Here is a 16,533-nt window from a genome sequence, read left to right on the forward strand (position 1 = left end):
GGCGCGGGGGACTGCGCGACCAGCCACAACCGACCCGCAGTCCCCCACGACCATCCCCGCTACGGCGCTAGGGCATCTTGTCCCCGAGCAGAGCCAAATTCTCGATGGCTGCAAGCCCATACAGGGCGGTGTCATTCGTGGACACCCAACTCGCCTCACTCCCGGCGACCAACGCCATCGGCCCAGTCACCTTCTCCGTCTTCCACGGCGAGGACTCGGTGTACCCGTCCGAGCCGTAGAACTTCGTCCACGCCCGCTTGGCGAGCCCCTCGTCACCGGTCTTGACGGCCGCGTACGCATCGAGCCGCGAATGCCCCTGGAAAAGCAGCAGACTCCCGAAGTCGGAGCCGTAACGAGCCTTCTGCTCGGCCTTGGTGGCGTTGAAGTACCGGCAGTAGTCGAAGTACGCCTCGTTGAACTTCGGGATGTCGACCAGGTCGATCAGCTCCGCGCACAGCTCGTTGAGCCCGAAGACGGCGGACAGGTGCGACACACCGACCACCGGCGTCGTGGCGACAGCGAACCTGCCGGTGTCGAGGTCGTACAGCCCACTCCCCTGGACAAAGCCGTTGGGCTGCGCGGCGATGCCCTCCATCGTCGACAGCACGCGCGCCTTGGCCTTCTCCCACTTAGGCCCCTTGCGCTCCCACTCGGTCAGCCAGGCCGACACGAGACCGCTCCAGTCCGTACCGAAGCCGATCGACAGGGCGTGCCGGTCGGGCGTGTAGGGATCGGTACGCACCTTCCGCAGCGGGTCCAGGACCAGGAACGTCTCGTCGGAGTCGACGTTGGCGTGCATGAGGTCGCCGACCCGCTCGTCGGCGGTGAGGAAGTAGTAGTAGCGCCGGTACGTGGTGTTGGCGATGCGCTGCTGCTTGGCGCTGTCGGCGAAGTGCTGCACACCGTGCCGGGTGCCGAGGCCCGCCCACTTGCCCAGGTGGTAGACGTCGACCTCGCCGGTGTGCCGGGTCATGGCCTCCGCGAACCGGAAGATGTCCGCGCGACCGGAGCGCAGATACGCGAACCAGAGCCAAAGGTCGGGCGACAACTCGGAGTTGTCCCAGGCGTAGCCGCCGATGTCGTACCGCCACACGTGCCGCACGGTGTCGTACGTGTGCATGATGTCGCCGTAGTCCCAGAAGCCGTACCAACGGCGTTGCTCCACCTGGTCCTTGTAGTAGGTGAAGAGGAAGTCGAGGTGGTCCTCGATCTTCGCCTTGGCCGGTGTGGAGCGGTCGGGCTCGGAGTAGAGGCCCGGTCCGAACACCTTGGCCCTGATGAGCTGTTTGGGCGGGGCGGCGAGCTGCGGCAACACCCGTACGGCTTCGACCTGTTGGGCCAGCTTCTCCGGCGACGGCGTCGACTCGTTGGCCCAGAAGAGGAGTTCGGAGGTGCGGGCGATGCCGTACGGGGTGCCGAACTCGGGCTCGTAGTCCTCGTAGGTGATGTTGAGGCCTTCGAGCTGCTCGGCGTACGTGTCCTGGCCCATGCCGTCGTGGTAGAAGCGCAGGTCCATGGGCTGTGCCTCGGGCGACCAGAGCCAGAGGGTCACCTCGGCCTCGTCGGTCTGGGCGTCGCGGATGTCGAGCTGGGCGGGGTGCTTCTCCCAGAAGTCCCGCAACCCGAAGGAGAATCCGCCGCTCGCGCCACCGACGTAACCGAAGCCGGAGGCCCGCTTGCCGCCGCCGGCGCCGATCCAGCCGTACCCCTTCCTGGTCCTCTTCCGCAGTGTGAAGGCGTCGGCGGACAGCTGCGAGAGCGTGTAGTCGCCCCACGCCGGGATGTACTGCAGCCGGGTCGTCACCCGCTGGTCCCAGGTGGACGGGTCGGGCAGCTTCTGCCCCGCGTACTGCGCCGCCTGCACGGCCGCGCCCGGGTCGCGGCGCAGACCGGTGATGCCCTTGACGGCCTCCCGCAGCAGCCCGGTCCCTTCGCCGCCGATGCGGATGTGCCGGTCGTAGGCGGCATCCCGCATGGGCACGGTGAAGCGCACGCCCAGCCCGCGGATGAAGTCGCCGCTCCCCTTGCCGGGTTCCTGTGTGCCGTCGTAGGTGATGGTGTGCACCATGCGGAAGGAGTCGGCACCGGCGTAGAAGTACAGCCGGATCGAGAACGGCAGCCAACTCCGGCTGCCCTTGCGGTGCTTGCCGTCGATGCGGACCACGGCACGGACCGGCCCGTCCTGCTCGACCGTCACCTCGCCGATGGCACCGTCGAAGCGCTCGGTCCTTACCGTGCCCTGGTCCTCGTCCTCGATCTCGGGCTGGCGGATGAGGACGAGCCGACCGTTCTTGGCGATCTCCGTGGATCCTCTGGTGACCGACTTGACGAGGGTGGAGCCGTCCTTGCCGATCTTCACGGTGATGACGCCGGTCGACACGTCGACCGTCCCGCCGCTCTTGTCGACGGTGACCTTCTTGTCGGGCGCGGCCGCCTCACCCGCGCCGAGGGTGAGCTTGCCGGAGCCCGAACTCACCGCGTGCGCCGACCACTTCAACGACCCGTCCGGCCAGTAGGCGATCGGCCAGGACTGCACGGGTACGTCCTTGCCGTCCGCGTCCGTGAGCGCGAAGGTCTGGTCGGCCTCGTAGACGCCCTTCGGCCACGGGACACCGACGGTCGAGCCGGGCGCGGCGCCCAGGCCGCCGTCCTCCAGCCAGTCCAGGGTCACCGGATCGGCGTCCGCGGCCTCGGCTCTGGGCGCGGCCTGCGCGTCCCTCGCTCCAGTCGCCCAGCTGAACTGCGCGGCGGCACCGGCGACGGCGGCCGCCTTGAGGAGGGACCTGCGGGGGATGGGAGACATCAGAGTTCAGCCTTTCCTTTCCGTGCGGAACGTCTTGTTCCGTGCAGCTGGTCAGGGGCATGACAGATAGAGGTACGACGCGCGGTGCGCCGACCCGGTACTGCGGCACCGCTCGTCAGCGGTGCCGGTGGCGTTCCTCCACGGCGACGGCGGCCGCCGCGACGGCTCCCAGGACGGGAACCGCCAGCGGCGCGATGAACCAGGCGGACAACGCCACGACAGCCAGCCCGCCGACGATGAGGAAGGACCCGGCGGGATCGAGCACGGTCCGGCGCCCGGCGTCCGCGACCAGCGCCCGCCAGGAAGCGCCGGGCGTCCAGACGGCGGCCGCTCGTAGCAGAGCCACGACGAGTCCGATCAGCGCGAAGACGCCGACGGCCCCGGCGACCGGCCCACCGGGGATCCCGGCCCGCGCGGCCAGGACGTCCAGCCAAACCGCCGCGGCGGCCGCCCAGCCGACGAGCCCGACGGCCCACCCGCCGCGCACGGCCGCCCGGAAGTCCGCGACGAACTCCCGCAGGCCACCCCTCTCGTGGGCCGTGCGACGCCGCAGATGCCGTGCGCCGGCGGCGAAGGCTGCGGGGTAGGTGACGCCCCCGAGACAGGCCACGGCGATCCACACGCCGGTGAGCAGGCACTCGGCGAAGACCGCGAAGCGCTCGCCGAACACGGACTCCTTGCGGGCCTTCACACGTGCTTGCGCCATGGTGACCGCCTCAGTCCTTTCACTTCAGTCCGGAAGTCGCCATGCCGTCGATCAGATAGCGCTGGAAGGCCATGAAGAAGGCGACGACCGGCACCAGCGCCACCAGCGACATCGCGATCATGCTGCCGTAGTTGGAGATGCCCTCCTGGTCGCGGAACATCATCAGGCCAAGCGAAACGGTGTACTTGGAGGGGGTGTTGAGGTAGATCAACGGCCCCATGAAGTCGTTCCACGCGTTGATGAAGGTGAAGATGGCGCTGGTGATGATCGCGGGGCGACACAGTGGCAGCACTACGGACCAGTAGGTCCTCAGGTGTCCGCAGCCGTCCAGCTTGGCGGCCTCGTCCAGCTCGCGCGGCAGCCCGCGCATGAACTGCACCATCAGGAAGACGAAGAACGCCTCCGTGGCCAGGAACTTGCCGGCGACGAGCGGCACCAGCGTGTCGACGAGCTCGAGCTTGCGGAACATCACGTACTGCGGAATGAGAAGCACGTGATACGGCAGCAGCAGCGTCCCGATCATCAGCGTGAACAGCAGGTTCCGCCCGGCGAACCGGATCTTGGCGAAGGCGTACGCGGTCAGCGAGCTGGACAGCACGACTCCGACCACGGCCAGCACCGCGTACATCAGCGAGTTCACGAAGAAGCTGCTGATGGAGATGCCGGAGATGCCGTCGGCGAGCCCGGAGAAGTTCGCCCAGACCGGTTTGGCGGGCAGCAGGTCGAGGCTGGCGATGATGTCCTTGCTCGGCTTGAACGCGGCCCCGACCACCCAGAGCACGGGATACAGGACGACCGCGAGGACGAGCAGCGCGCCCACGTGCCAGGCGATCGATCCGGTGCGCCGCCGCTCGTCTGTGGTGCGCACGACAGGGGTGCTGACACTGGTCACTTGGCGGCCTCCTCGTAGTGCACCCACTTCTTCTGCGACCAGAAGAGGACCGCCGTGACGAGCGCCACCGCGATCACCAGCGTCCAGGCCATCGCGGCGGCGAAGCCCATCTGGGCCTCCTTGAAGCCCTTCTGGTAGAGGTAACAGGTGTAGACGAGCGTGGCGTCGGCGGGCCCGCACCGGGTGTCGGAGACGACGTACGCAGAGCCGAACACCTGGAACGCGTGGATGGACTCCAGCAACACGTTGAAGAACAGCACCGGGGAGATCATCGGCAGCGTGATGTTCCAGAACCGCCGCAAGGGACCGGCCCCGTCCATCGCGGCGGCCTCGTACAGCTCCTGCGGGACCTGCTTGAGCCCGGCCAGGAAGATGACCATCGGCGCGCCGAACTGCCAGATGCTCAGGGCCACCAGGGCGTAGATGACGTAGTCCGGATTGCCGATCCAGCCTCCGACGTCGAGGCCGAAGATCTTCTGCGTACGGTCCACGATCGCGTCGTCCGAGAACAGCGCCCGCCACACGAAGCCGACGGAGACGCTGGCACCGATGAGCGAGGGCATGTAGAACGCGGCCCGGTACAGTCCCTGTCCGCGCCGCTTCTGTGCGAGCAGCAGCGCGACGCCGAGTGCGAGCAGCAGCTTCAGCGGGGTGGCCACGACGACGTACTTGAGCGTGACCTGCACCGACTTCTGCCAGCGCGGGTCCTGGAACATCGTCGTGAAGTTGTCCAGCCCCACCCACTTGGGCGGCGTGAACAGGTTGTAGCTGGTGAACGCGTAGTACAGCGACGCGATCATGGGCCCCGCCGTGAGCAGCAGGAACCCCGCGATCCACGGCGACATGAAGAGGTATCCGGCGAGGTTCTCGCGGCGCCGCCCGCGCCGCCCGGCGGCGGGAGCGGCGGACCGCTTCTTCGCCGGGTGCGCGGGCGCTTCCTTGACGAGCGTCATGGTGGTACGTCCCCTCAGCCCGCGAACGCGGCCTTGGCCTCGGAGAACAGCTGCTTCGCCGCGTCGGCCGGCTTGCTCTTGCCCTGGGCGACCTCGCCGCCGATGCGCAGGAACGCCGCCTCGATGACATCGGCGCCGGACGGGTGCGGGGTGATCTTGCCGAGGACGCCGGCCTTGGCGACCTCCTCCTCGTAGGCCGCGATGCCCTTGTTCTGGGCGTCGGCGGGCTTGAACGCGTCGTACTGCTCGGTGGTGGCGAGAATGCCGCGGTCGTAGCCCATGATCTTGCCGACCTCGGGGTCGTGGACCATGAAGTCGATGAACTGGGCGGCCTCCTTGGGGTGCTTGGTCCCGGAGAAGGCGCTGAGCATCAGCGAGCCGAGGTACTGGCCGGTGTGCTTGCCGTCCGTGGTGGGGATCGGCGCGAGCCCGTAGTCCGACTTGCCCTCGCCCTCGTACCGGATGGAGAAGTTGTCCCAGGTGAACTCGGACGCGGCGAGCCCGGCCGACAGACCCGACTTGGGCTTGACCTGCTCGATCTTCTTCGGGTCGGCGACGAGCCCGGACTTCACGCGCTTGTAGCCGTCCTCCCACCACTGCGTCAGATCGTCCTCGGTGAAGCCGAGATCGGTGTCGGTGAAGAAGGCCTTGCCGTTCTGACGCAGATACAGGTCGTAGAGGTACATGATGGTGAAGTAGCCGGTGTCACCGGCGATCTTCAGCTTGTCCTGGATCGTCTGCAGAGCGTCGAAATACTCGTCCCAGGTCCAGCCGAACTTCGCGTCCACGCCCGCCTTCTTGAAGGCCTTGAGGTCGATGACGAGGGCCATGGTGTTGGCTCCGACGGGTATGCCGACCTGCTTGTCGTCGACCTGACCGTTCGCCAGAACGCCGTTGCGGAAGTTCTCCAGGTTCAGATTCCCCGCGTTCCCCTGGGACTTGAGATCCATCAGAACACCGCGCTTGTCGTACTTGCGCAGAAAGCCGACCGCATTCTGGAAAACGTCCGGCGGATTCCCACCGGAGGCCTGGGTCTGGAACTTCTCCCAGAACGCCTCGTAGTCGGTGAATTCTGGCTTGATTTTGATCTTCGGGTACTTCTTCTCGAAGAGCGCGATCGTCTTCTTGATGGCGATGGTGCGCGGCTCGCCACCCCACCACGCGTAACGGAGCGTCACCGTCCCGTCCGCCGACGTCCCGCTGTCACCCCCGCACCCGGTCGTCGCGGCCAGCCCCAGCGTGGCCGCCGAAGCCCCCACGGCCTTCAGGACCGTACGCCTCTCAACATTCCTGCTGGTTCCCACAGTCGGGCCCTCCCCGGCGTCGTTGCCACCTGCATGAATCGTTTCAAGTAAGCGCTTGCTGGCACAAGTTACGGAGGGCCTCGGGGTGCGTCAATGATTCGGACAGGAATTTCTTGCGGGGCGGCCGGGAGAGTTGACGGCGCATCAGCACCGGAAGCCGCCACCGTCAGAGCGACTCCGCAGGTGAAGCGCACGCGATCGACGGGCCGAACATCAACTGGCCGTCCGCACATGGATGTCGCTGGGCCGAAACCCTTCGGAGTGCGGAGCCCGCACGAAGGGGCACGTACGACTGCGGCCCGCCTGCTCTCGCAGACGGGCCGCCGATCCGGGTGGGCGATACTGGGTTCGAACCAGTGACCTCTTCGGTGTGAACGAAGCGCTCTCCCACTGAGCTAATCGCCCGGACGCAGGGAGAACATTACCCCAAGTCAGAGGGTGCCCGTGTCACTGGTCCTTGATCTTCCAGGGCATGACGACGCCGAACTTCCAGAGGTAGATGCCCACCAGGACGCCCACGATCACCAGGCCGATCACGGTCAGCGTGATGTTGCGGCGGCGCACCTTGGGATCGAGGGCCCGCTGGGCCGCCTCGGTGACCTTGCGTTTGGTCCAGCGGAGCACCAGCTGCGCCCAGACGAACTCGGTCGCCCAGATGGCCATGCCGGCGAAGATCACGACCCAGCCGGGTCCCGGCAGCGGCAGCATGATGATGCCGAGGCCCACGACCGCGAGCCCGATGACAAAGACGCCGACCTGCCAGCTCAGATGCAGTGCGCGGCGCGCCTTGATGAACTGCGGCGCCCTGGAGCCGAGCCCCTGCTCGCTCTGCGCCCCGTCCGCCTTCGTCTCGTCCGATGCCACGGCAACCTCGCCCGGCTCGTCACTCCCCGTATTCATACGGCCAAACTTTACCCGAAGGAAACCAGTCACCGGAATGGTCGTACCTCGCGAACGCGCTCTCGGCCGGAAGAGTTACGTAAAGGCACGCAAAACACTCAGAGGGGTTTACAACGGCACCGTAGGTGGCATGTCGATTTCGCCGACGTGCGAATCCCCGAGCGCACACTGAGCGAAAGGCCCTGGCGCTTATGAACACCACGGTCAGCTGCGAGCTGCACCTGCGCCTCGTTGTGTCGAGCGAGTCCTCCCTGCCTGTCCCCGCAGGCCTGCGGTACGACACGGCCGACCCCTACGCCGTGCACGCCACCTTCCACACCGGAGCCGAGGAGACCGTCGAGTGGGTGTTCGCCCGCGACCTCCTCGCGGAAGGCCTCCACCGGCCCACGGGCACCGGCGACGTCCGTGTCTGGCCGTCGCGCAGTCACGGTCAGGGCGTCGTGTGCATCGCCCTGAGCTCCCCGGAGGGCGAGGCCCTCCTGGAGGCCCCGGCGCGGGCGCTGGAGTCCTTCCTGAAGCGAACGGATGCCGCGGTGCCTCCCGGCACAGAACATCGGCATTTCGATCTCGATCAGGAGCTCTCGCACATCCTGGCGGAGAGCTAGGGCGAGGCTCTGCAAAGCCGCCCGGCGCCGTCTTCTCGGGGTGACGGCTCGGGCCAGGACAACTTCATACGGTACGCACCGGCGCCGCCCAGTCATGGGCGGCGCCGAATGCGTTCGTGTCGGCCTCGTCCGGAAGCGGGCCCCGCACGGGCCGGAGCCGGTACGGCGCCCGGGGAAGCCACTACCATCGGCCAGCAAAGGCGGGCATCTGCCCGATCCGCAGGCCAGGGAGCGAAACGTGCTGATCACCCACGACACCCGGTGCGCCCTCGACGCCGTGGTCGATCTGGTGAACACCGCACCGGAGGACGCGACGACGCCGGACGGGCTGTCCGATGTCGCGGCTCTCGAGGATTTCGTACGAAACCACGAAATCAGCGATGTCGGGGTGCTGTCGGAGTTCGATCTCTCCGCGGTGCGCAAGATCCGCGGACGGTTCGCCTCGGTCTTCGCGGCGCCGGACGCCCGGACCGCCGCCGGGCTGATCAACGAGCTGATCGCCGCCGCGGGCACCACTCCCCGCCTCACGGACCACGACGGCTACGACTGGCATGTGCACTACTTCGCGCCCGGCGCCTCCGTCGCCGATCATCTGTCGGCCGACTGCGGGATGGCGCTGGCGTTCTTCGTGGTGGCCGGAGAGCAGGAGCGGCTGCGGCGCTGCGAGGCTCCCGACTGCCGGCGTGCCTTCGTCGACCTCTCCCGCAACCGCTCGCGGCGGTACTGCGACAGCCGTACCTGCGGAAACCGCCTGCATGTGGCCGCGTACCGGGCGCGGCGCAAGGAAGCGGCGGGCTGACGTCCGACCGGACGGGTGGTGTCGACGTGGTCCCCGGCGGGTGGCGCCGGGGACCACGGGTACGGCTCAGAGCAACAGCAGATCGTGCAGCGAAGCCATGAGCAGCAGACACCCGATCACCGCAAGGAAGATCATCAGCGGTGGCTGGGAAAGGGCGAAAAGACATCCGCGCGGCTCGTCCTTCGGCGGCGCGGCATCGCTCTGTGTCGTGTCCAGCATCTCGCGGGCGATGATGACGCACACGGCACCCCTGGCGCGATCAACACGCCCGGAATGAGCGGTAGTTCGCCGGAATACGTGATGTCCCGCACCGGGCGTGATCGTTTCGCGGCACAGCGCTGATCCACTGTGTCGTTTCAGCCGTCATGCGCGGGTCATATGCCGTGCTTCTTGAGGATGGCCTCGATGTCGCTGAAGTCCTCCGCGGACTCGGTGCGGGGCGCGGTCGCGGGCCGGGTCGCCGCGCGGGTCCCCGGCCCCAGGGAGGCCGCCGAGGCCGTCGGGGCGACCGCGTCGCGGCGGCTCGCGGCCCTGGCCTCCTTGCGGTCCTTGCGGGTGCCGCCCCGGCGGCGCTCCACCGCGCGTGTGGTGGAGAACAGCAGCCAGGCGGCGCCGAGGACACCGAAGCCGGCCCAGGCCGTCGGGCTGAAGGCGGTGTCCGCCAGCCACTCCACGATGCCGGTCATCACCAGACCGATGGGCACGAGCGAGTAGGCGGCGATGCGGGCGGCCGCGAGGAAGCGCTTGCGGTACGCCGTGACCGCCGCGATGCCCAGGCCGGCCGCGGAGACGGCGGAACAGACGGTCTCGGCAATCATCCGGTCCTCCAGGGCAGGGCTGGTCGGGCAGGGGCAGTTCGTCCCTTCCATCCTGCACCGACCGGACCCCCCGCGGCCATGCTCCGGGCGGACATCAGGGACATCTCCGGGTCGGCTCCTCCGCAAGTGCCGGTCGCGGGCCCTCCCCTGGTTGCGGTCGGGGTCGGACCAGGGGCGCCGTCCCCGGTCCGATTGGGTCGGCCGGGCCGGGACTGGGAGACTGTGCGCATGAGCGACTCCTCCCCCGTTTCTCCCGCCGCGCCCGTTCTCGACGTCTGGTGCGAACTCCAGTGCCCGGACTGCCGGAGCGCCCTGGAGGACCTCCGTGCCCTGCGCGCCCGCTACGGCGACCGGCTGGAGCTGCGGCTGCGGCACTTCCCGCTGGAGAAGCACAAGCACTCCTTCGCCGCCGCGCAGGCCGCCGAGGAGGCCTTGGAGCAGGGGAAGGGCTGGGAGTACGTCGAGGCCGTGCTGGGGCGGGTCGAGGAGCTGGACCGTAAGGGAGAACCCTTCCTGGTCGAAGCGGCCGGTGAACTCGGTCTCGACGCCGAGGAGTTCGACACCGCGCTGATCGACGGCCGGCACATCCTGATCGTCGACGCGGACCAGGCCGAGGGCAAGGCGATCGGCGTGACCGGTACGCCCACGTACGTCATCGGCGGGGAGCGGCTGGACGGCAGCAAGAGCCAGGAGGGGCTGCGCGAACGGATCGAGGAGATCGCGGACCGACTGCTCGCCCAAGAGGCCTGAGCCTCGGAGAACCCAAACGGCCCGAGCCTCGGCGAAGTTCTCTCGCAGCAGTTCCTCAGAACAGCTCTTTGGCCAGGTTGTACTGGATGGTCTCGTAGCCGAGTGACTCGTAGAGCCGCTCGGCCGCGGCGTTGTCGGCGAAGACGTGCAGGGCGATGCGGTCCTTGCCGCCGGCGACCGCCTGGGCCTCGGCCAGCAGCATCAGTGCCCGTCCGTGGCCTCGGCCGCGATACCGGCCATCGGCCTCGACATCGAGCACGTAGGCCGTCTCGGGCCACAACCCCAGCCACAGCGTGCCGACCGGCGTCCCCTCGTGCTCCAGCACGCTGATCAGGGTGTTCTCGGTGGCCAGGCCGTCCGGCAGAAACCTGGCGTGCCCGGCGTCCGCCCTGGTGTACGCCTCGTCGGCGGGCACCCCCCGTTCGATCATGCTCCGGGCGAAGTGCTCGAGCTCGTGCGCCGTCCACGGGCCGTACTCGGCCTCGGTCATGGGCCGGGCCGTGCTGCCCGCGGGAAGCTCGGGCGGGGTCGCGTCCAGCCGCTTCGCCATGTTCCGGCTCCGCAGGACGTACCCGAGCGCGGTGGCGAGCCGCAGCGCGGTGTCGGCGTCGCCGGGCACGGGTGCCTCGATGCGCTTGCAGCCCCAGCTCCGCGCGATCTCCTCCGCGGCGAGCGCGGCCACCGTGCCGCGGCCCCGCCTGCGGTCGGGCTCCTCGATGTGCAGGTCCGAGACGCGGGCCACGTTCGGCCCGGACTCGGGGACGGTGGAGAGGCGTATCCCGCCCACGGGACGGCTGTTCACGCACACCTGGTAGCGGCGTGACTGCGCCCCGTCGGCGGTTCGCTGGAGCGGCTCGGTGGGCCGCAGGGTCGTGGTCATCAGGGGAGTTCTACCCGCCGCGCCGACCCTCGTCAGCCCATTTTCCCGGGCTCTTACGGATCCAGGTCGTGCCCGGACCGCTCGTCGAAGATCCGCACAGCCTTGGCAGTCACCGGGCCCGATGCGCCGGGCAGTTCGCGGTCGTCGACGCGGTGCACGGCCTGGATGTCGCGCAGGCTGGAGGTGAGGAAGACCTCGTCGGCCCGCTCCAGGACGTCCAGCGGCAGGTCGGTCTCCTTGGCGCCGGTCCACTCGACGGTCAACGCGCGCGTGATGCCCGCGAGGCAGCCGGAGGCGACCGGCGGGGTGTGGATCTCGCCGTCGAGGACGACGAAGACGTTCGACCCGGTGCCCTCGCAGAGCTGTCCGACGGTGTTCGCGAACAGGGCTTCCGATGCGCCGTGTTGGTGGGCGCGGGCGAGGGCCACGACGTTCTCGGCGTACGACGTGGTCTTCAGGCCGGTGAGTGCGCCGCGCTCGTTGCGGGTCCACGGAACCGTGATCACGGCCGTGGAGTCGGGGCGCCGGGTCGTCTCGCCGAGGGCGACGACCAGGGTCGGACCGTGCTCGCCCCGGTCGGAGCCGAGGGGGCCGTGACCTCCCGTGTAGGTGATGCGCAGGCGGCCGAGCGGCATGGGGTTGGCCTCGATGACGGCGGCGCAGGCGCGGCGGATCTCGTCGTGGTCGGGGTCGGGCAGGCCGAGGCCGCGTGCGGAGCGGGTCAGCCGGTCGAGGTGCCGGGTGAGCGCGAACGTCCTGCCGTCCACCGCCTTCACGGTCTCGAAGATGCCGTCGCCCACGGTCAGCCCGTGGTCGAAGACGGAGACGCGGGCGGACTCGATGTCCTGCAGAGCGCCGTCGAGCCAGATCTTCACGTCGTGATTCCCTCTCCAGTCACCGCGTATGTCCCCGACGCTACCGCGAGCAGCCGGGCCGCCTTCAGTTCGGTCTCCCGCCACTCAGCCTCGGGGTCGGAGCCCCAGGTGATGCCTGCGCCCGTACCGAAGCGCAGCACCCCTTCGGCCCGGTCGATCCAGAAGGTACGGATGCCTACGGCCAGCTCACCGGTTCCGCGGTCGGCGTCGACCCAGCCGATGCCACCGCAGTACGGGCCGCGGGGCGCGGTCTCCAGTGCGTCGATGATCCGCAGTGCGCTGGACTTGGGCGCGCCGGTGACCGAGCCGGGCGGGAAGGTGGCGTCGAGCAACTCCGGCCAACCCGCTTCCTCGCGCAGCTCGCCGCGGACCGTGGAGACGAGGTGCACGAGCCCCGGGTGCTTCTCCACCGCGCACAGGTCGGGGACGGTGACGCTGCCGGTGGCGCAGACACGCCCGATGTCGTTGCGGACCAGGTCCACGATCATCACGTTCTCGGCGTAGTCCTTCTCGAGCAGATCCGCCTCGGTGCGCCCGGTCCCCTTGATCGGCCCGGACTCGACGACGCGGCCGGCACGCCGGAGGAAGAGCTCGGGTGAGGCCGTGGCTATCTCGACCCCGTGCCCCGGCAGGCGGATCGTTCCTGCATACGGCGCCGGGTTGCCGCGGGCCAGCAGTGCGGTGAGGGCGTCCACGTCCGCGTCGGGCGCCACGGGCGCGGAGAGCACCCGGCAGAGGTTCGCCTGGTACACCTCGCCGGCCGCGATGTGCTCCCGGATCCGCCGCACGCCGGCCGTGTACGCGGCGCGGTCGAGGGAGGACGTCCAGTCACCGGCCCCGGGCCCCCGCCACTCCCCCGGCACCGGGGCGGGCACGTGTTCCTCTCGTACGTCCTCGAAGCGGGCGCAGGTCAGGCGGCCCTCGAAGTCCGCGACCACGGCCCAGAAACCGGTCGAGTCGAGAGCCGCGGGATCGCTGGTGACGTCGCGGAGCCCGGTGGCGACGCGGGTGCCGAAGCGGGCGAGGGGAGGGAGGTCGAGCACGCAGTCGAGTCTATGGCCGGTGTCCGAAAGGTGGCGTCGGCATGTCCCTGCGGATGCGCTGGCCACGCACGTGAGCAGGCGCAGCGCAGCACGCTGCGCAAACGCGTTTTTGTGCTGGCCCCGGAATCCGCTAGAGTTCAACTCGTCGCCGGGCCGCGGGAGCGGACCGAAACGACAAGCGGACGTAGCTCAGTTGGTAGAGCGCAACCTTGCCAAGGTTGAGGTCGCGAGTTCGAGCCTCGTCGTCCGCTCGATGGAAACAGGGGATCTTCCCGAACCCCTGCACTCCTGGTGGAGTGGCCGAGAGGCGAGGCAACGGCCTGCAAAGCCGTCTACACGGGTTCAAATCCCGTCTCCACCTCCAAGGACGATTAGCTCAGCGGGAGAGCGCTTCCCTGACACGGAAGAGGTCACTGGTTCAATCCCAGTATCGTCCACTGGATCTTCCAGCACGTACGGCAAGATCCGCACCCGCGCGATTAGCTCAGCGGGAGAGCGCTTCCCTGACACGGAAGAGGTCACTGGTTCAATCCCAGTATCGCGCACGCAGTACCCACGACCTGCGGGTTGTGGTCCCGAGGACGATTAGCTCAGCGGGAGAGCGCTTCCCTGACACGGAAGAGGTCACTGGTTCAATCCCAGTATCGTCCACACACCGAAGCCCCCGGCCCTGCGGCCGGGGGCTTCCTCGTGGTTCCGGTCAGCTGGAGAACAGCATGTGCCCGAAGCTCTTGTGGCGGTGGTGACCGCCGTGGTGTCCGCCGTAGTGACCACCGCCGTGGCCGCCGTGCGGGGCTCCCCAGGCGGGCGCGGGCGGAGCCGGGTAGGCCTGCGGGGCGCCCGGGGGCGGCGGGGCGGGCTGCTGCCACTGGGACTCCAGGCGGGTCAGCGACTCCAGCTCGCCGTAGTCGAGAAAGATCCCGCGGCAGCCGCTGCACTGCTCGATCTGGACGCCGTTGCGGTTGTACGTGTGCATCGGCGCATGACACTTCGGACACTGCATGGTCGGCTCAACTCCTCGCCGGTCGGTCCTGCTTCGCGTTTCGCCAGGACAGACTCTGTCAGGGTGCGGTCGGTTGCACCCTACTTCGCGAATTCCGGGCCCAACTCCGGCGGAGGGAGCCGATTCGGGCACATGCGTCGATCATGGACAGTTCGACCTCGTCCAGGGGGCGGTCCTCCGCCACGGCCTTGGCTGTCGCGCGGGCGGCGGTCTGCACGGTGAGGGCGCGGGCCGGGACGTCCAGGGCCGGCCAGGGGTCGCCGTCGGCGGGGACGGCCGGGCCGCCCGCTGTGCGGTAGGCGGTCAGGAAGCGGGTCCACTCGTCGGCCGGGAGGAGGCCGCAGGCGTACCAGGCCGCCGGGCGGGCGAGGTCCCAGGCCGGGACGCCGGTGCCGAGGTCGTCCACGTCTATGAGGAGCCAGGGGCCGTCGGGGGCGGGGTGGCGGACCAGCTGGCCGAGGTGGAGGTCGCCGTGGCACAGGGTGGTCGTGTCCGGCATGGGGGTCTCGGCCCGGGCCCAGGCGGGGAGGGTTTCCCAGGCGCGCAGGACTGGCGGTACGGCGGGGTGCGGGCCGATGCCTTCGAGGCGGGCGACGGCTCGGGCGGCCTTGGCGGGCCCGCGCATGGGCGGCAGGGCGGTCGGGAGGGGGGTGTTGTGGAGCCGGGCGAGGAGGGTGGCTGCGGCTTCCCAGGGGGCGGCGTCCGGGTCTTCCGGATTTACGGGGGTGCCGTAGGGCCAGAACGTCACGAGGCGGCCGTGCAGGTCTGCGGAGGCCTGGGTGAGCGGGGGCAGGAGGATGCCGGGGAGGTGGGTGGCGGCGGTGAGGCGGGAGGTGAGGTCGGTGGGGGGTGTGTCCGGGGCGTGGGCCTTGGCGACCGTGTTGGCGTGGCGGACGACTGTGGCGTCGGGGCGGTCGGCGAGGGTGGCTGCTCCGCAGGGGCAGGAGGATGTGCGCGCGTGTGCCGTGGCCTTGGCTCGGGCGGTGAGGTCGGAGAGCAAGGGGGTGGGGGTCACGGGGCTCCCTGCGGGCGGGGGGTCTGGTCGTGAGGGTACGGGGGTTGGGTGCGGCGGGGTGGTGCCGGGGGTTTCTCGCCCCCCGCCGCCCCTACCCGTCCCATCCCCAGGGGCGCTGCCCCTTCGACCCCGCCAGGGGCTCCGCCCCTGGACCCGGCGGGCACTGCGTCCCCTGCACCCCTCACGGGGCTCCGCCCCTGCACCCCGCCGGGGCTCCGCCCCGGACCCCGTTCGGCCCTGAAGAGCCTGGTCCTCAAACGCCGGACAGGCTGAAAGAACCAGTGATCAAGTGCGCGGTTCCGGGCAAAGCAATGCCGGCGCAGCTCCCCAGCTGCGCCGGCATTTTTGCCGTCCGCCGCACCCCCGTCCCCACGGGGTTTCATGGGTGGATGTCCCCGCCCGGACCGCTCTTCCGGGCCTGGGGTCGCCGCTCAGCGCCCCAGCATCACTCCCACGGACGACGCCTGTGTTGCCACTGTCTCCCAGCCGTCGAAGACGAAGAAGAGCAGGGCCGCCAGGGGAAGGGCCATGAGTGTCGCCACCAGGGGGTGGCGGCGGCCCGTGCGGCGGGGGCGGAGCGAGATGCGCTCCTGTGTGCGGATCAGTGTCCGCGGTGCCGTTAGGGCCATGGTCCCTCTCCTGACCGTTCTCGGTTGTGGTTGGCAGCGGCGGGTGTCTGACCTCGGGGGACGAGTGCTGCACCCGCCGCTTGACCTCAAATCTAGGCTTCGGACGCTCTGCGCACGTCATGCCCTCGTACCGATTGCCGGGCCTCCCGGAGGATGAGCCACCGGCCTGGGAGTACTCCCCTGGGTGGAGACGAAGACCTAGGTCTCAGGGTCTTCCCCGAGGGGGCGCCCGCTGTGTACCGGCTTTTCCGAGCTGTCCTCCCTCGGTACCGGCTGCTCGACCAGGGCCAGGACCCGGGTCGCCATGAAGCGGGCCGTGCGGACCACGGAGCCGCTGCGGGTGACTTCGCTCACTTCCACGACACCTCGGCGTACCGCCGTCTCCACCCTGCGTCCCGCTCTGCTCGCCACCACCTCGTACGTGCGGGTCGTGTCCCCCGCGTCCACGACTATCTCCACGCGATCACCCTTCACGGGTTCAATCCCCCTTCTGTGATGGGTGGTTGGGAACGCGGATGTGGTGAAGTCCGGCTGTTCGCGCGCTCCCTGACCACCCCT

17 protein-coding genes, 6 tRNA genes and 1 pseudogene are annotated in these 16,533 nt (G+C 69.2%); 8 read left to right on the forward strand and 16 right to left on the reverse strand.

Going from position 1 to position 16,533, the window contains the following annotated elements; genetic code table 11:
* Nucleotides 1–67: 67 nt before the first annotated feature.
* The 7 genes from ACFY1L_RS17720 to ACFY1L_RS17750 all read right to left on the reverse strand — a co-directional run bounded on the left by ACFY1L_RS17720 (nucleotide 68) and on the right by ACFY1L_RS17750 (nucleotide 7,558).
* Nucleotides 68–2,803: a Tat pathway signal sequence domain protein gene (locus ACFY1L_RS17720; RefSeq protein WP_388824333.1), complete on the reverse strand. Its 2,736-nt coding sequence runs from the start codon at nucleotides 2,801–2,803 to the stop codon at nucleotides 68–70.
* Nucleotides 2,804–2,918: 115 nt separating this feature from the next.
* Nucleotides 2,919–3,509 carry a hypothetical protein gene (locus tag ACFY1L_RS17725; RefSeq protein ID WP_388824336.1) on the reverse strand — a complete coding sequence of 197 codons (591 nt, stop codon included), beginning with the start codon at nucleotides 3,507–3,509 and terminating at the stop codon, nucleotides 2,919–2,921.
* A gap of 19 nt (nucleotides 3,510–3,528) precedes the next feature.
* Nucleotides 3,529–4,401 (reverse strand): carbohydrate ABC transporter permease, encoded by an 873-nt coding sequence (locus tag ACFY1L_RS17730; protein WP_388824339.1) that lies wholly within the window; start codon nucleotides 4,399–4,401, stop codon nucleotides 3,529–3,531.
* Nucleotides 4,398–5,354, reverse strand: a complete 957-nt coding sequence (locus tag ACFY1L_RS17735) for a carbohydrate ABC transporter permease (RefSeq protein WP_388824342.1) — start codon at nucleotides 5,352–5,354, stop codon at nucleotides 4,398–4,400. The genes ACFY1L_RS17730 and ACFY1L_RS17735 overlap by 4 nt, the downstream gene beginning before the upstream one ends.
* Before the next feature lie 14 nt (nucleotides 5,355–5,368).
* The gene (locus tag ACFY1L_RS17740; protein ID WP_388824345.1) at nucleotides 5,369–6,658 is read right to left on the reverse strand and encodes an ABC transporter substrate-binding protein; all 1,290 of its coding nucleotides are present in this window, start codon (nucleotides 6,656–6,658) and stop codon (nucleotides 5,369–5,371) included.
* A gap of 333 nt (nucleotides 6,659–6,991) precedes the next feature.
* Nucleotides 6,992–7,063, reverse strand: a tRNA-Val gene (locus tag ACFY1L_RS17745).
* 42 nt (nucleotides 7,064–7,105) lie between these two features.
* A complete protein-coding gene (locus tag ACFY1L_RS17750; RefSeq protein ID WP_388824348.1) occupies nucleotides 7,106–7,558 on the reverse strand; it encodes a TIGR02611 family protein in 453 nt (150 codons plus the stop codon).
* 191 nt (nucleotides 7,559–7,749) lie between these two features.
* Here ACFY1L_RS17750 and ACFY1L_RS17755 point away from each other — a divergent pair, with 191 nt between their 5' ends.
* Both ACFY1L_RS17755 and ACFY1L_RS17760 read left to right on the forward strand, forming a co-directional pair.
* Entirely contained in the window at nucleotides 7,750–8,163 is a 414-nt protein-coding gene (locus ACFY1L_RS17755; RefSeq protein WP_004002642.1) for an SsgA family sporulation/cell division regulator, read from the forward strand.
* A 238-nt stretch (nucleotides 8,164–8,401) separates the two neighbouring features.
* Entirely contained in the window at nucleotides 8,402–8,962 is a 561-nt protein-coding gene (locus tag ACFY1L_RS17760) for a CGNR zinc finger domain-containing protein (RefSeq protein WP_388824351.1), read from the forward strand.
* A gap of 66 nt (nucleotides 8,963–9,028) precedes the next feature.
* On the opposite strand, the gene ACFY1L_RS17765 is transcribed toward ACFY1L_RS17760, so the two are convergent.
* The gene (locus ACFY1L_RS17765) at nucleotides 9,029–9,205 is read right to left on the reverse strand and encodes a hypothetical protein (RefSeq protein ID WP_361259961.1); all 177 of its coding nucleotides are present in this window, start codon (nucleotides 9,203–9,205) and stop codon (nucleotides 9,029–9,031) included.
* 131 nt (nucleotides 9,206–9,336) lie between these two features.
* Nucleotides 9,337–9,780 carry a hypothetical protein gene (locus ACFY1L_RS17770; protein WP_388824354.1) on the reverse strand — a complete coding sequence of 148 codons (444 nt, stop codon included), beginning with the start codon at nucleotides 9,778–9,780 and terminating at the stop codon, nucleotides 9,337–9,339.
* Nucleotides 9,781–10,008: 228 nt separating this feature from the next.
* Between ACFY1L_RS17770 and ACFY1L_RS17775 the strand changes: the two genes are divergently transcribed.
* Complete coding sequence (locus ACFY1L_RS17775) at nucleotides 10,009–10,530, forward strand: DsbA family protein (RefSeq protein WP_388824357.1); 522 nt, start codon at nucleotides 10,009–10,011, stop codon at nucleotides 10,528–10,530.
* Nucleotides 10,531–10,585: 55 nt separating this feature from the next.
* Here ACFY1L_RS17775 and ACFY1L_RS17780 read toward each other — a convergent pair whose 3' ends face one another.
* Genes ACFY1L_RS17780 through ACFY1L_RS17790 form a run of 3 tightly spaced genes read right to left on the reverse strand, consistent with a single transcriptional unit; the run spans nucleotide 10,586 to nucleotide 13,328 of the window.
* A complete protein-coding gene (locus tag ACFY1L_RS17780) occupies nucleotides 10,586–11,410 on the reverse strand; it encodes a GNAT family N-acetyltransferase (RefSeq protein WP_388824360.1) in 825 nt (274 codons plus the stop codon).
* A gap of 53 nt (nucleotides 11,411–11,463) precedes the next feature.
* Complete coding sequence (locus ACFY1L_RS17785; RefSeq protein WP_388824363.1) at nucleotides 11,464–12,285, reverse strand: aminotransferase class IV; 822 nt, start codon at nucleotides 12,283–12,285, stop codon at nucleotides 11,464–11,466.
* Nucleotides 12,282–13,328, reverse strand: coding sequence for a chorismate-binding protein (locus tag ACFY1L_RS17790; protein WP_388824366.1), 1,047 nt, complete (start codon nucleotides 13,326–13,328; stop codon nucleotides 12,282–12,284). The genes ACFY1L_RS17785 and ACFY1L_RS17790 overlap by 4 nt, the downstream gene beginning before the upstream one ends.
* A 178-nt stretch (nucleotides 13,329–13,506) precedes the next feature.
* On the opposite strand from ACFY1L_RS17790, the gene ACFY1L_RS17795 reads away from it, so the two are divergent.
* From ACFY1L_RS17795 to ACFY1L_RS17815, 5 genes are all read left to right on the forward strand, one after another.
* Nucleotides 13,507–13,579, forward strand: a tRNA-Gly gene (locus ACFY1L_RS17795).
* Between the two features lie 39 nt (nucleotides 13,580–13,618).
* Nucleotides 13,619–13,692 (forward strand) — tRNA-Cys (locus ACFY1L_RS17800).
* 1 nt (nucleotide 13,693) lies between these two features.
* A tRNA-Val gene (locus ACFY1L_RS17805) sits at nucleotides 13,694–13,765 on the forward strand.
* A gap of 36 nt (nucleotides 13,766–13,801) precedes the next feature.
* Nucleotides 13,802–13,873: transfer RNA gene (locus tag ACFY1L_RS17810), tRNA-Val, on the forward strand.
* Between the two features lie 34 nt (nucleotides 13,874–13,907).
* A tRNA-Val gene (locus tag ACFY1L_RS17815) sits at nucleotides 13,908–13,979 on the forward strand.
* Nucleotides 13,980–14,028: 49 nt separating this feature from the next.
* Here the strand turns inward: ACFY1L_RS17815 and ACFY1L_RS17820 are convergent.
* The 4 genes and pseudogenes from ACFY1L_RS17820 to ACFY1L_RS17835 form a co-directional block, all read right to left on the reverse strand.
* Complete coding sequence (locus ACFY1L_RS17820) at nucleotides 14,029–14,331, reverse strand: zf-TFIIB domain-containing protein (protein WP_361259601.1); 303 nt, start codon at nucleotides 14,329–14,331, stop codon at nucleotides 14,029–14,031.
* Between the two features lie 61 nt (nucleotides 14,332–14,392).
* Nucleotides 14,393–15,346 (reverse strand): annotated as a pseudogene (locus ACFY1L_RS17825) (phosphotransferase family protein); the annotation flags it as partial.
* 431 nt (nucleotides 15,347–15,777) lie between these two features.
* Complete coding sequence (locus ACFY1L_RS17830) at nucleotides 15,778–15,975, reverse strand: hypothetical protein (RefSeq protein ID WP_388824369.1); 198 nt, start codon at nucleotides 15,973–15,975, stop codon at nucleotides 15,778–15,780.
* A gap of 198 nt (nucleotides 15,976–16,173) precedes the next feature.
* On the reverse strand, nucleotides 16,174–16,449 hold the full coding sequence (locus tag ACFY1L_RS17835) for a hypothetical protein (protein WP_388824372.1): 276 nt from the start codon (nucleotides 16,447–16,449) through the stop codon (nucleotides 16,174–16,176).
* Nucleotides 16,450–16,533 lie beyond the last annotated feature (84 nt).

This window comes from Streptomyces sp. NPDC001663, from assembly GCF_042893105.1.
GTDB lineage: Bacteria > Actinomycetota > Actinomycetes > Streptomycetales > Streptomycetaceae > Streptomyces.

Bases quoted from the DNA above. Each gene is read 5' to 3' on its own strand.
- ACFY1L_RS17725 (WP_388824336.1), bottom strand. From the start codon at position 3,509: ATGGCGCAAGCACGTGTGAAGGCCCGCAAGGAGTCCGTGTTCGGCGAG.
- ACFY1L_RS17770 (WP_388824354.1), bottom strand. From the start codon at position 9,780: ATGATTGCCGAGACCGTCTGTTCCGCCGTCTCCGCGGCCGGCCTGGGC.
- ACFY1L_RS17775 (WP_388824357.1), top strand. From the start codon at position 10,009: ATGAGCGACTCCTCCCCCGTTTCTCCCGCCGCGCCCGTTCTCGACGTC.
- ACFY1L_RS17735 (WP_388824342.1), bottom strand. From the start codon at position 5,354: ATGACGCTCGTCAAGGAAGCGCCCGCGCACCCGGCGAAGAAGCGGTCC.
- ACFY1L_RS17830 (WP_388824369.1), bottom strand. From the start codon at position 15,975: ATGGCCCTAACGGCACCGCGGACACTGATCCGCACACAGGAGCGCATC.
- ACFY1L_RS17750 (WP_388824348.1), bottom strand. From the start codon at position 7,558: ATGAATACGGGGAGTGACGAGCCGGGCGAGGTTGCCGTGGCATCGGAC.
- ACFY1L_RS17820 (WP_361259601.1), bottom strand. From the start codon at position 14,331: ATGCAGTGTCCGAAGTGTCATGCGCCGATGCACACGTACAACCGCAAC.
- ACFY1L_RS17755 (WP_004002642.1), top strand. From the start codon at position 7,750: ATGAACACCACGGTCAGCTGCGAGCTGCACCTGCGCCTCGTTGTGTCG.
- ACFY1L_RS17720 (WP_388824333.1), bottom strand. From the start codon at position 2,803: ATGTCTCCCATCCCCCGCAGGTCCCTCCTCAAGGCGGCCGCCGTCGCC.
- ACFY1L_RS17780 (WP_388824360.1), bottom strand. From the start codon at position 11,410: ATGACCACGACCCTGCGGCCCACCGAGCCGCTCCAGCGAACCGCCGAC.